We start from the raw sequence: 12,561 nt of genomic DNA on the forward strand, positions 1-12,561 counted from the left end.
CGCTGCGGAACCCCCGCCAGCGCCCACCCATTGCCACAGGTCCCGTTCGGAACCCGTGGAGCGATGCCCGATGCCGGACCTCGACGCGCTCGCCGGCTCCGCAGCCCGCGCGCTGGCCTACCTGCCATGGTGGGCCGAGAGCCTGATCCTCATCGTCGCCTGCTGCGCCGTGGTGATGCCCCTGCACGGGATCGTGTATCGGACGATGAAGCGGGCGGTCGCGGGCAAGAGCCTGTTCTGGCGCTCGCTGGTGTCGCGCACCCGCGGACCGAGCCGCCTCGGCCTGATCGTGGTGGCGATCAGCCTCGCCTCGACCACCGTGCACCTGTCCTGGGAGGTGCGGATCGCCCTCAACCAGATCCTGCTGGTCGCCTTCGTGACGCTGACCGGCTGGTGCTGCGCCACCGCGCTCCACATCGCCACAGTGATCTACCTGCGCCGGTTCAAGCTCGACGCCGAGGACAACCTCCTGGCGCGCAAGCACTTCACGCAGATGCGCATCCTCGAGCGGGCCGGCGTGACGCTGGTGGCGCTCGTCACCCTCTCGGTGGCGCTGATGACCTTCGAGCCGGTGCGCCAGTACGGCGTCAGCCTGCTCGCCTCGGCGGGCGCGGCGGGCCTCGTCCTCGGGCTGGCCATGCAGCCGGTCCTGTCGAACCTCGTGGCCGGCATCCAGATCGCCATCACCCAGCCGATTCGGATCGAGGACGCGATCATCGTCGAGAACGAGTGGGGCTGGGTCGAGGAGATCACCGCGACCTACGTGGTGGTCCGGCTCTGGGACTGGCGTCGGCTGGTCCTGCCGCTGACCTACTTCATCCAGAAGCCGTTCCAGAACTGGACCCGCGACGGCGCCTCGCTGATCGGCAGCGTCTTCCTCTACGTCGACCACCGGGCGCCGGTCGCGGCGATGCGCGAGAAGCTCGCCGAGATCGCCAGGGCCACGCCCCTGTGGGACGGGCGAGTGGTCAACCTCCAGGTCTCGGACGCGAAGGAATCGACGATCGAGATCCGGATGCTGGTGAGCGCCCGCAACGCGCCCCAGGCCTGGGACCTGCGCTGCGTGGTCCGCGAGGCGATGATCACGTGGCTCCAGGCCGAGCACCCGGAGGCCCTGCCGCGGCACCGGACGGAATGGGTCGGCGCCGAGGAGCCGGCCCTGCGCCGGGCGGAGGCGCGGCGGTTCGCGGCGTGAGCGACACCATTCTGTGTTCCGGATTCCCCAGCCACGCCCTCATCCTGAAGCGCGGGTTCGACGTCTTCCGTTCGATCGTCGCTCAGTCGTCGGCGCCGGCGTAGAAACTCTCCACGCCGATGCCCTCCTCCTGCATCAACCGGGCGCGGGCGCGCAGCTTCTCCGTCTCGCTCTTGAGCTGGCCGCAGGCCGCCAGGATGTCCCGGCCGCGGGGCGTGCGCACCGGCGAGGCGTAGCCGGCGTTGAACACGATCTCGGAGAAGCGCTCGATCCGGTCCCAGTCCGAGCACTCGTAGCGGCTGCCCGGCCAGGGGTTGAACGGGATCAGGTTGATCTTGGCCGGAATGCCCTTGAGCAGCCGGACCAGCTCCCGCGCGTCCGCGTCCGAATCGTTGACGCCCTTCAGCATCACGTACTCGAAGGTGATCCGGCGGGCGTTGCTCAGGCCCGGATAGGCCCGGCAGGCGGCGAGCAGCTCGGCGATCGGGTATTTCCGGTTGAGCGGAACCAGCTCGTTGCGCAGGTCGTCGCGCACGGCGTGGAGCGAGATCGCCAGCATGGCGTTGGCCTGCTCGCCGAGGCGGGGGATCTGCGGCACGACCCCCGAGGTTGAGACCGTGATCCGGCGGCGGGACAGGCCGAGACCCTCCTGGTCCGACATCACCCCGACCGCGTCGACCACGGCGTCGAGGTTGTAGAGGGGCTCGCCCATGCCCATGAACACGATGTTGGTCACGAGCCGGCCGACCTCGCCGGAGCCGCCGGCGTCGCGACTCGGCATCTGGCCGGGCCAGTCGCCGAGCTCGTCCCGGGCGGTGACCAGCTGCTGGACGATCTCGGCCGCCGACAGGTTGCGCACGAGGCGCTGCGTGCCGGTGTGGCAGAACGAGCAGGTCAGGGTGCAGCCGACCTGGGAGGACACGCAGAGCGTGCCCCGGTCCGGACCGGGAATGTAGACGCACTCGATCTCGGCGCCGCGGTTGTGCTCCTGCCGGTTGGTCGGGGCCATGCGCAGCAGCCACTTGCGGGTGCCGTCGCGGGAGACCTGCCGGCTCGCCACCTCGGGCCGCTCCAGGGTGAAGTGCTCGGCGAGCTGCGCCTTCAGCGCCTTGCCGACATTGGTCATCTCGGCGAAGTCGGACGCCCCGCGGAAATTGACCCAGTGCCAGACTTGGCCGGCGCGCATCCGGCTCTCGCGCTCGGGCACGCCCATGCCGACGAGCTGCGCCTTGAGGGCCTCGCGGGTCAGGCCGACCAGCGACGGGCGACGGCCGGGCAGCGCCTCGGGGAGGAGATCCGGCGCCTTCTCGATCGCGGCATCGGCCGCGCGGGCGCTGTCGAGCGACGGCGTCGCCATGGCGTTCAAACGATCCATACGTTGGAAAGGGTCTGATATAGGCGATCGCGGCGGCAAATGCGAATGCGCGCCGCCCACAGGGGCCTTGACGGAGAGCCATGGCGACCGACACCCGAGCCGGGCAGGCGATCTACAATCCGCGGACGCTGCGGATCTACGACCTCGTCGTGCTGCGCCTGTCGAACCCGCTGATCTGGCGCTGCCCGACTGCGCGAATCCTCGCCCTCTACGATCAGCACGCGGGCGCCTCACATCTCGATGTCGGGGTCGGGACCGGCTGGTACCTCGACCGGTGCCGCTTCCCCGCGCCCGCGCCGCGGGTCGGCCTGATGGACCTCAACGCCGACAGCCTCGCCTTCGCGGCCGACCGGATCGCGCGCTACCGGCCCGAGACCTACCGGTTCGACGTGCTCGGCGCCCCGGCCACCGGCATCGCGCCGTTCGCCTCGATCGGGATGACCTACCTGCTGCACTGCCTGCCGGGCGACATCGCCGCGAAGGCGAAGGCCTTCGACACGGTGCGGCCGTGCCTGGCCGACGGCGGCGTGGTGTTCGGCGCCACGATCCTGTCGGGCGGCGTCCCGACCACGGGTGCGGCGCGGGCGCTGATGCGGATCTACAACCGCAAGGGGGTGTTCTCCAACGTCGCCGACACTCTGCCGGACCTGCGCGCGGCGCTGGACCGCCGCTTCCGGTCGGTGGAGATCACGGTCGTCGGATGCGTTGCGCTGTTCGTGGCGCGCGAGCCGCGCTGAATCGGTCGCCGTCGTTGCGAGCGCAACGAAAAAGGGCGCCCGCAGGCGCCCTCATCCAACGTGCCGAGTCTCAAAAGAGTCAGGCGGCGGCGGTCTTCACCGGCACGCCCTTCTCGGACAGGAAGGTCTGCAGCTCGCCCGACTGGAACATCTCGCGGGTGATGTCGCAGCCGCCGACGAACTCGCCCTTCACGTAGATCTGCGGGATGGTCGGCCAGTTCGAGAAGGCCTTGATGCCCTCGCGGATCTCCTGGTCGGCCAGGACGTTCACGCCCTTGAACGGCACGCCGAGGTAGTTGAGGATCTGCACCACCTGCCCGGAGAAGCCGCATTGCGGCATCTGCGGCGTGCCCTTCATGAACACCACCACGTCCTGGGAGGCGATCTCGTTCTGGATGGTCGTGTTGGCGTCGGTCATTCCTAAAAACCCTTCCACTGTTCGACGGACTTAGTGACTGTCCCCAGAACGTTTCAATACCAGGGTCAAGCGCTCGAGCGCACGATCCATATCGAAGTCGGGCGCGACGAGCTCCTCAGGCGTAAACGGCATTGCCTCTGGCAGCCCACGGACCAGCTTGTCACCGAAGACGTTGAGGGACGCGTCCGCGAGCTTCATCGAGTCGGTCCAGAGACGATCCCAGTCAATGCGCTGCCGCATCGAGCGACGATAATCCCGCGTGGCCAAGGTCTGGAAGTAGAGGACTTCCTTGCGCCAGGACTTTGTAGATTGAGCGAGGGGCGCGGACGCATACTTTAGGATGTGGATCAGCATCTGCAGGAGCGCGCTGTGGACTCCGCCGATCTCGGACCGTCCCACGCTCTCGACCTCCTCGACCACATTCGCCCAGTCGAGCACATCCGACAAGTCGGGCCTCTGAGCAAGCGCGCGCAGGGCCGCCGCCTGCTCCTCGGCCCAGGTCACAATGTCGTCGTCGTAGAGACTCGGTCGGTCCATCGGGAGCGCTCCCGCCAGAAGGCTCAATCCTGCGGGACACCCGTGGTCAGCGCAAGGGCGTGGAGCACGCCGCCCATCCGACCCTGGAGGGCGCCGTAGACCATCTGGTGCTGCGCCACCCGGGTCTTGCCCTTGAAGGCCGCTGACAGGACGGTGGCGGCGTAGTGGTCGCCGTCGCCCGCGAGGTCGCGGATCTCCACCTGCGCGTCCGGCAGGGCCTCGCGGATCATGCGCTCGATCTCGCCCGCATCCATCGGCATCGGGAAACTCCTGGGCTAAAAGGGGTCAGGACGCGGGCGCGGCCGGCTGGCTGGCCATGTAGTCGGGCAGCCAGCCCTCGTGCGCCGAGGACAGGTCGGCGAGCGATATGGTCTCGCCGCCCGGCAGGGTCAAACGGTCGGAGCCGGTGACGCCGACCGAGGCCGCCGCCACGCCCTGGGCCGCGGCGGCCGAGAGGAGATCGGTCGCCGCCTCCGGCCGCACCGCCAGCAGGTAGCGGCCCTGATCCTCGCCGAACAGGTAGGCGTGGGGCGGCAGGTCAACCGGCACGTCGGAGAGCGCCGCGCCGAGGCGGCCCGCCATGGCCATCTCGGCGAGCGCGACGGCGAGGCCCCCGTCCGCGAGGTCGTGGACCGTGTCGACGGTGCCCGCCTGGATCAGGCCGCGGACGAAGTCGCCGTTGCGGCGCTCCAGGGCGAGGTCGACGGGCGGCGGCGCGCCCTCCTCGCGGCCCTCGATCACCGACAGGTAGGCCGACTGGCCGAGCCAGCCCTCGCTCGCCCCGATGAGCACCAGCACGTCGCCCTCGCGCTTGAGGGCGATCGTCGCGTGGCGCGCGACGTCGTCGAGCACGCCGACGCCGCCGATGGTCGGGGTCGGCAGGATGCCGACGCCGTTGGTCTCGTTGTAGAGCGAGACGTTGCCCGACACGACCGGGAAGTCGAGCGCCCGGCAGGCCTCGCCGATGCCCTGGAGGCAGCCGACGAGCTGGCCCATCACCTCGGGCTTCTCGGGGTTGCCGAAGTTGAGGTTGTCGGTGATGGCGAGCGGCTTGGCGCCGACTGCCGTGATGTTGCGCCATGCCTCGGCGACGGCCTGCCGGCCGCCCTCGACCGGGTCGGCCTCGCAGTAGCGCGGGGTGACGTCGCAGGTCAGCGCGAGGCCCTTCGGCCCGTCCTCGACCCGCACGATGGCGGCGTCGCCGCCGGGCTTCTGGACGGTGTTGCCCAGGATGAAGTGGTCATACTGCTCGAAGACCCAGCGCTTCGAGGCGAGGTCGGGGGAGCCGACGAGGCGCTTCAGCGCGTCGGTGAGCGAGGCCGGCGCCGGGACATCGGCGGCCGCGATCACCGGCTGGTGGGTGTTGGCCAGATGCGGCCGGTCGTAGAGCGGGGCCTCGTCGCCGAGCTCCTTGATCGGCAGATCGGCCACGGTCTCGCCGTGCCACTTGATGACGAAGCGCAGCGTGTCTGTGGTGCGTCCGATCACCGCGAAGTCGAGGCCCCACTTCACGAAGATCGCCTCGGCCTCGGCCTCCATGCCGGGCTTGAGCACCATGAGCATGCGCTCCTGGCTCTCCGAGAGCATCATCTCGTAGGGGTTCATGCCCTCCTCGCGGGCCGGCACCTTGTCGATGTCGAGCTCGACGCCGAGGTCGCCCTTGGCGCCCATCTCCACCGCCGAGCAGGTGAGGCCGGCCGCGCCCATGTCCTGGATGGCGATGACCGCGCCCGAGGCCATCAGTTCCAGGCAGGCTTCCAGCAGCAGCTTCTCGGCGAAGGGATCGCCGACCTGCACGGTCGGGCGCTTCGACTCGGAGGCCTCGTCGAACTCGGCCGACGCCATGGTGGCGCCGTGGATGCCGTCGCGGCCGGTCTTGGAGCCGAGATAGACGATCGGGTTCCCAACGCCGGCGGCGGCCGCGTAGAAGATGCCGTCGGTGCGGGCGAGCCCCACCGCCATGGCGTTGACCAGGATGTTGCCGTCGTAGCGCTTGTGGAAGCCGGTCAGGCCGCCGACGGTCGGCACGCCGAAGGAGTTGCCGTAGCCGCCGACCCCCGCGACGACGCCGGAGACGAGGCTGCGGGTGCGCGGGTGGTCGGGGGAGCCGAAGCGCAGGGCGTTGAGCGCCGCGATCGGCCGCGCGCCCATGGTGAAGACGTCGCGCAGGATGCCGCCCACGCCCGTCGCCGCGCCCTGGTAGGGCTCGATGTAGCTCGGGTGGTTGTGGCTCTCCATCTTGAAGACGCAGGCGTGGCCGTCACCGATGTCGATGACGCCCGCGTTCTCGCCCGGCCCCTGGATCACCCAAGGCGCCGAGGTCGGCAGCCCGCGCAGGTGCTTGCGGGAGGATTTGTAGGAACAGTGCTCGTTCCACATCGCCGAGACGATGCCGAGCTCGGTCAGCGTCGGGTCGCGCCCGATCAGGCCGCGGAAGCGCTCGTACTCGTCCGGCGTCAGGCCGTGCTGGGCCACGAGCTCGGGGGTGATCGGAACGTCGTTGCGGAACATGGGCGGTCTCGACGAGGGCGGTCCGGGAGCCCCGGCAGGGCCCTCGACCCGATGCGCGACCCGAACCGGGCCGCGCGCGGCGACGGTGACGGATTAGTGCGTTCCGCCACCGCGTTGCAATACGCCGGCACTGCTGGCCGTGTATGGGTGCCGCTCACGCCGCCGGCGGATGGGCCAGAAAATCGGCGATCGCCGCCACGAACTTGTCGCCGTAGGCCTCGCGCTTGCGCTCGCCGACGCCGTGCACGGTGCGCAGCGCCCAGAGGTCGACGGGCTTCTGGCGGGCCATCTCGATGAGGGTGCGGTCCGGGAAGACCATGAAGGCCGCGATGCCCTCGGCCCGGGCCAGCGTGGCGCGCAGGCCCCGCAGGTGCTGGAACAGCGCCTCGTCGGCCTCCGAGAGGGCGATCTCGCCGTCCTCGCGGGCGGCGGCCCGGCGGCGCTCGCGGGATTCGGCCTTCGGCTCCGGGTCGGGGCGGAGCTGGACCGGCTCCCGGCCGAACAGGATCGCCTCGCCCTTCTCGGTCATGGACAGGCCGCCGTAGCCGTCGGCGTTCTCGGCGATCGCCCCGGCCGCGAAGAGCTGGCGCAGGATCGCCCGCCAGGCCGCCACCGGCTTGTCCGCCCCGACCCCGAAGGTCTTGAGGCTCGCGTGGCCGTTGCGGCGGATCTGGTCGCTCTCCTTCCCGTGGACCACATCGCAGATATAGGCCGCGCCGAAGCGCTGGCCGGTGCGCACGATCGCCGAGAGGATCTTCTGGGCCGGTACGGTCCCGTCGACGAGGGTCACGCCACCGCGGCACAGGTCGCAGCGGCCGCAAGCGCCGCTCGACTCGCCGAAATAGGCGAGCAGCGACTGGCGGCGGCAGGTCGCGCCCTCGCACAGGGTGATCATCGCCTCGAGCTTGCGCCGCTCGACCCGGCGGCGGTCGTCCGAGATCTCCTTCTCGTCGATCTGGCGGCGGCGGAGCGCCATGTCGTCGAGGCCGTACAGGGTCAGCGTGTCGGCGGGCAGCCCGTCGCGGCCGGCGCGGCCGATCTCCTGGTAGTAGCCCTCGACGTTGTTGGGCATGTCGGCGTGGCAGACGAAGCGCACGTCCGGCTTGTTGATGCCCATGCCGAAGGCGACGGTGGCGGTCATCACCACCCCGTCCTCCTGCAGGAACCGGTCCTGGTTCGCCATCCGCGTCGCCTGGTCGAGGCCGGCATGGTAGGGCAGGGCGTCGAACCCGTCCTTCCGGAGGGTCTCGGCCAGCTGCTCGGTGCGCTTGCGCGACGAGCAGTAGATGATCCCGCTCTCCGATCGCCGGTGCTTCAGGAACCGCTCGATCTGCCGGGCCGGGTTGTCCTTTGGCTGGAAGGTCAGCCGGATGTTCGGCCGGTCGAAGGAATGGACGAAGATCTTCGGCGGCCGGTCCTGCGGGAACAGCCGCTCGGCGATCTCGGCGCGGGTCGCGGCGTCGGCGGTGGCGGTGAGCGCCAGGGTCTGGACGTTGCCCAGCGCCGTCCGGGCGCGGGCGATCTCCCGGTACTCGGGCCGGAAATCGTGCCCCCACTGCGAGACGCAGTGGGCCTCGTCGACGGCCAGCCGCCGGACGCCGGCCCCGCGCAGGGCGTCCATGCAGCCGTCCATCAGCAGGCGCTCGGGGGAGACGAACAGCAGCCGCAGGTCGCCGGAGCGCAGGGCGCGCCACGTCTCGCGGGACTCGGATTCCCCGACCGTCGAGTTCAGGGTCGCGGCTTGGATGCCGACGCTGCGCATCTGCTGGACCTGATCGTGCATCAGCGCGATCAGCGGCGAGACCACCACGGTCAGCCCCGGGTCGACCAGGGCCGGGAGCTGGTAGGTCATCGACTTGCCCGAACCCGTGGGCATCACGGCGAACACGTCGGTCCCGTCGAGCACGGCGCCGATCACCTCGTCCTGGCCGGGGCGAAAATCCTCGTAGCCGAACGTCTTCTTCAGCGCGGCGCGGGCCTCGTCGAGGCGGGTCATCGGAATCCTTGGTCGGGGTTCTGGCCGCCCTTGCGGCAGGGGTGTGTAGACACTAGCCTCCACGTGTCTACACGGGAGCCGCCATGCCGCTCAACATCCGCAGCGAAGAGGTGAATCAGCTGGCCGAGAAGCTGGCATCGCGGGCCGGCGTGAGCAAGACCGAGGCGGTGCGACTCGCGCTCGCGAACGAGCTGGCGCGCCGGGAGTCGTGCCTGTCCCTTGCAGAACGGCTGAAGCCCCTCCTCGACAGGATGGATGCCGTGCCGCGCACGGGCCTCGAGGCCGACAAGGCATTCTACGACAGCCTGAACGACGAGTGATGTTCGTCGACACCTCGGCCCTCGTGGCGATCCTGACCGCGGGAGCGGAGCGTTCCACTCTGCTGAGTCGCCTCGACGGTGCGGTGGACCCTCTGACCTCAGGCCTCGCCGTCTTCGAAACGGCGATCGCGGTGGCCCGCAAGACGGCGATGTCCGTAGCCGACGCCGAGGCGCAGGTCGCGGAATTCATCCGCGTCGTAGGTCTGCGAATCGTCCCCGTCGCCGAGGCCGAGACCGCCCTGGCCCTCGCGGCCCATGCCCGCTACGGCAAGGGCCGCCACCCGGCGCGGCTGAACCTCGGCGATTGCTTTGCCTATGCCTGCGCGCGGGTGCACGGCGTGCCGCTGCTCTACGTCGGCGACGATTTCTCGCAGACCGACATCCGCTCGGCCCTCGGCTGAGCCTCAGCCGCCGTGGAACTCGGCCACGTGCTGAGCCACGATGGCGTCGAAGGACGCGTCCGCCCGGAAGCCCAGGGCCAGGGCGGCCTCCGGCTCGAACGCCTCCGGCCAGGAGCCGACGATCCGCGCGATGGTGGCGTCGGGCGCGCGCCGGATCAGCGCCACGGCCTTGTCGCCCGCCGCGCGGCGCAGGGCCTCGATCTCCTCCGCCACCGTCGCCGAGACGCCCGGCATGGTCAGGCTGATCCGCGGGCCGATCGCCGCGAGGTCGAGCCCGGCGGCGTGGACCAGGAAGCCCACCGCCGCGGCGGGGCTGGCGAACCAGTGCCGGACGGTGTCGGGCACCGGCAGGATCGCCTCCTGGCCGGCCAGCGGCTCGCGGATGATCCCCGAGAAGAAGCCCGAGGCCGCCTTGTTGGGCTTGCCGGGTCGCACGCAGATCGTCGGCAGCCGCAGGCCGATCCCGTCGAGGAACCCGCGGCGCGCGTAGTCGGCGAGCATCAGCTCGCCCATGGCCTTCTGCACGCCGTACGACGAGGCCGGGCGCAGGATGTGGTCGTCCGGGATGACCTTCGGGAAGGGCGGCCCGAACACCGCGAGGGAGGAGGTGAAGACGAGCTTCGGCCGGTAGCCGTCCGCCGCATTGGCCGCCCGGATCGCGTCGAGGAGCAGGCGGGTGCCGTCGAGATTGACCCGGTAGCCGAGTTCGAGGTTGGCCTCGGCCTCGCCCGAGACCACGGCGGCGAGGTGGAAGATCACCCCCGGCCGCTCGGCGATGGCGGCCTCGGCGGCGCCCGGCGCCGTGAGATCGGCGGCCTCGGCCCGCACCGGGCCGGAGAAGCCCTCGGGCGGCGAGGGCGGCACCACGTCGAGGAGCGTGAGGGCGGTGAGCGGCTCACCGCCGACCCGGCCGTCCTTCACCAGGGCGTCCACGAGGCGGCGGCCGATCATGCCGGCGGCGCCGAGAATCAGGGCGTGCATGGAAAACCTCCCGTGGGGTTGTGGCGTCAGGCCATCATGTCGAGGGCGCGGCCGAAGAAGTCGGCGCCGCCGAAATTGCCGGATTTGAGGGCGAGCAGCATCGGCTCGGGCCGGCCCGCCGTGCGCAGCACCGGCACGCCCGCCGCGATCTCCGGCCCGAGCAGGAAGGCGGTCAGCCCCAGCCGGTCGACCACCGCGCCGGAGGTCTCGCCGCCGGCGACCACGAGCCGGCGGACCCCGCGGGCGACGAGGCCCTCGGCGATCGCCGCCAGCGCCGCCTCGATGGCGTGGCCGGCCGCGTCGACTCCGTGGGCGGCCTGGAGCGCGCGCACCGCCTCGGGCGGGGCCGAGGTGGCGATCAGCACCGGGCCGGAGGACAGGCGCTCTTCCGCAAAGGCCAGGGCCTCCGCCACCACGTCGTCGCCCGCGAGCAGCCGCGCCGGGTCGAGGCGCAGCACCGGCATGATCGCCTCCGCGGCGGCGACCTGCTGGAGGGTCGCCTGCGAGCAGCTGCCGGCGAGGCAGGCCGAGGCGCCGCCCACCGGCTCGCCCACGGCCGCGCCGGCGGCGTCCCTGGTGCCGCGCCCGTCGACCGCCAGCGCCCGCGCGAGGCCGAGGCCGAGACCGGAGGCCCCCACCGAGAATTTGCGGTCGAGGATCGCCCGGCCGAGCACTTCGAGGTCGCTGTCGAAGATCGCGTCCGCGATGGCGGCGCCCTTGCCCTCCTGCGCGAGGGCGTCGAGGCGGGCGGCCACGGCCTCCGCGCCCCGGGCGACCGTGGCGGTGTCGATCAGGCCGACCGGACTCCGGCTCTGGCGCCCGAGCACGCGCACGAGGTTGGCGTCGCGCATCGGGTTGAGCGGGTGGTCCTTGAGCGGGCTCTCGTTCAGCGGCACCGAACCGACGAACAGGTTGCCCTGGTAGACGCTCCGCCCCGTCTCCGGGAAGGCCGGCGTCACGAGCGCCACGGTCTCGCCAGCGTCGGCCCGCAGGGCGTCCATGACCGGGCCGATATTGCCCGCATCGGTGGAGTCGAAGGTCGAGCAGACCTTGAACATCACGTGGGCCGCGCCCCGCGCCCGCAGCCAGCGCTCGGCCTCGCGGGAGCGCGCCACGGCCTGATCGGCGGGGATCGAGCGGCTCTTGAGGGCCACCACCACCGCGTCGGCCTCCGGCAGCGCCCGGCCCGCCTCAGGCACGCCGATGGTCTGGATCGTGCGCAGGCCCGCCTTGGTCAACGTGTTGGCGAGGTCCGAGGCGCCCGTGTAGTCGTCGGCGACGCATCCCAGCGCGAGGCTCATCGGGCGCTCCCCTTGTAGGCGGCGAGCCAGCCGAGGCCCGCGACGGTGTCGGCGGCCGGAATGTACTCGCAGCCGACGAAGCCGCGGTAGCCGAGCCGATCCAGCTCGTCGAACAGGAAGAAGTCGGCCATTTCGCCGGTGCCGGGCTCGTGCCGCTCGGGCACGCTCGCGGTCTGGACGTGGCCGATGAGCGGCATCAGGGCGCGCAGCCGCATGGTCACGTCGCCGTGCAGGATCTGGCAGTGGTAGAGGTCGAACTGCAGCTTCAGGTTCGGCAGGGCGAGGTCGCGGATCAGGTCCGCGGCCCGGCCGAAGTCGTTGAGGAAGTAGCCCGGCATGTTCCGGCCGTTGATCGGCTCCAGGACGAGGTCGAGGCCGGCCGACGCCAGCCGCTCGGCCGTCCAGGTGACGGCCCGGCGGTAGGACTCGGCCGCCGCGGCGTCGTCCCAGGGCGCGAGGCCCGCCATCAGGTGGAGCCGCCCGACGCCGGTCGCCTCGGCGTAGCGGAGTGCGGTGTCGACACCGGCCTTCAGCTCGTCGAAGCGCTCGGGGAAAGCCGCGATCCCGCGCTCGCCCTTGGCGAAGTCCCCCGGCGGCAGGTTGAACAGGGCCTGGGTCAGGCCGTTGGCCCGGAGCCGCTCGCCGATGGCCTCCGGCGGGTGCTCGTAGGGGAACAGGAACTCGACGGCGTCGAACCCGGCGCGGGCCGCGGCCTCGAACCGGTCGAGGAAGGGCACCTCGTTGAACATGAGGCTCAGGTTTGCGGCAAAGCGCGGCATTGTCTTCGAA

Annotated in this window: 13 protein-coding genes; 4 read left to right on the forward strand and 9 right to left on the reverse strand. The window is 71.1% G+C overall.

Annotated features, from left to right (window positions below; all coding sequences use genetic code 11):
- The first annotated feature begins 70 nt into the window (after positions 1 to 70).
- Positions 71 to 1,195 carry a mechanosensitive ion channel family protein gene (locus tag J3A75_RS09535; protein ID WP_209650069.1) on the forward strand — a complete coding sequence of 375 codons (1,125 nt, stop codon included), beginning with the start codon at positions 71 to 73 and terminating at the stop codon, positions 1,193 to 1,195.
- A gap of 82 nt (positions 1,196 to 1,277) precedes the next feature.
- Here the strand turns inward: J3A75_RS09535 and rlmN are convergent, their stop codons facing one another.
- Positions 1,278 to 2,552, reverse strand: a complete 1,275-nt coding sequence (rlmN, locus tag J3A75_RS09540) for a 23S rRNA (adenine(2503)-C(2))-methyltransferase RlmN (protein ID WP_070998752.1) — start codon at positions 2,550 to 2,552, stop codon at positions 1,278 to 1,280.
- Between the two features lie 98 nt (positions 2,553 to 2,650).
- Here rlmN and J3A75_RS09545 point away from each other — a divergent pair, with 98 nt between their 5' ends.
- The gene (locus tag J3A75_RS09545) at positions 2,651 to 3,307 is read left to right on the forward strand and encodes a class I SAM-dependent methyltransferase (protein WP_053620870.1); all 657 of its coding nucleotides are present in this window, start codon (positions 2,651 to 2,653) and stop codon (positions 3,305 to 3,307) included.
- A 79-nt stretch (positions 3,308 to 3,386) separates the two neighbouring features.
- On the opposite strand, the gene grxD is transcribed toward J3A75_RS09545, so the two are convergent.
- The 5 genes from grxD to recQ form a co-directional block, all read right to left on the reverse strand.
- Positions 3,387 to 3,725, reverse strand: coding sequence for a Grx4 family monothiol glutaredoxin (gene grxD / locus J3A75_RS09550; protein WP_010685583.1), 339 nt, complete (start codon positions 3,723 to 3,725; stop codon positions 3,387 to 3,389).
- Positions 3,726 to 3,755: 30 nt separating this feature from the next.
- Complete coding sequence (locus J3A75_RS09555; protein WP_127991399.1) at positions 3,756 to 4,262, reverse strand: DUF29 family protein; 507 nt, start codon at positions 4,260 to 4,262, stop codon at positions 3,756 to 3,758.
- Between the two features lie 23 nt (positions 4,263 to 4,285).
- Complete coding sequence (locus J3A75_RS09560; RefSeq protein ID WP_007568343.1) at positions 4,286 to 4,522, reverse strand: BolA family protein; 237 nt, start codon at positions 4,520 to 4,522, stop codon at positions 4,286 to 4,288.
- A 25-nt stretch (positions 4,523 to 4,547) separates the two neighbouring features.
- Positions 4,548 to 6,773, reverse strand: coding sequence for a phosphoribosylformylglycinamidine synthase subunit PurL (purL, locus tag J3A75_RS09565; protein WP_127991398.1), 2,226 nt, complete (start codon positions 6,771 to 6,773; stop codon positions 4,548 to 4,550).
- Positions 6,774 to 6,927: 154 nt separating this feature from the next.
- On the reverse strand, positions 6,928 to 8,769 hold the full coding sequence (recQ, locus tag J3A75_RS09570) for a DNA helicase RecQ (RefSeq protein WP_070998757.1): 1,842 nt from the start codon (positions 8,767 to 8,769) through the stop codon (positions 6,928 to 6,930).
- Positions 8,770 to 8,852: 83 nt separating this feature from the next.
- Here recQ and J3A75_RS09575 point away from each other — a divergent pair, with 83 nt between their 5' ends.
- Together J3A75_RS09575 and J3A75_RS09580 are read left to right on the forward strand one after the other, a co-directional pair.
- Positions 8,853 to 9,089 carry a type II toxin-antitoxin system VapB family antitoxin gene (locus J3A75_RS09575; RefSeq protein WP_043073300.1) on the forward strand — a complete coding sequence of 79 codons (237 nt, stop codon included), beginning with the start codon at positions 8,853 to 8,855 and terminating at the stop codon, positions 9,087 to 9,089.
- Entirely contained in the window at positions 9,089 to 9,490 is a 402-nt protein-coding gene (locus J3A75_RS09580; protein ID WP_024830724.1) for a type II toxin-antitoxin system VapC family toxin, read from the forward strand. The genes J3A75_RS09575 and J3A75_RS09580 overlap by 1 nt, the downstream gene beginning before the upstream one ends.
- 3 nt (positions 9,491 to 9,493) lie before the next feature.
- Here the strand turns inward: J3A75_RS09580 and denD are convergent, their stop codons facing one another.
- Genes denD through otnI form a run of 3 tightly spaced genes read right to left on the reverse strand, consistent with a single transcriptional unit; the run spans position 9,494 to position 12,551 of the window.
- Positions 9,494 to 10,471 (reverse strand): D-erythronate dehydrogenase, encoded by a 978-nt coding sequence (gene denD / locus J3A75_RS09585; protein ID WP_127991384.1) that lies wholly within the window; start codon positions 10,469 to 10,471, stop codon positions 9,494 to 9,496.
- Between the two features lie 26 nt (positions 10,472 to 10,497).
- Positions 10,498 to 11,772 (reverse strand): 3-oxo-tetronate kinase, encoded by a 1,275-nt coding sequence (gene otnK / locus J3A75_RS09590; protein ID WP_209650071.1) that lies wholly within the window; start codon positions 11,770 to 11,772, stop codon positions 10,498 to 10,500.
- Positions 11,769 to 12,551 (reverse strand): 2-oxo-tetronate isomerase, encoded by a 783-nt coding sequence (gene otnI / locus J3A75_RS09595; protein WP_058607906.1) that lies wholly within the window; start codon positions 12,549 to 12,551, stop codon positions 11,769 to 11,771. Before otnI ends, otnK begins: the two co-directional genes overlap by 4 nt.
- Between the last annotated feature and the right edge of the window lie 10 nt (positions 12,552 to 12,561).

The sequence above is a fragment of the Methylobacterium sp. PvP105 genome (assembly GCF_017876975.1).
Lineage (GTDB): Bacteria > Pseudomonadota > Alphaproteobacteria > Rhizobiales > Beijerinckiaceae > Methylobacterium > Methylobacterium radiotolerans.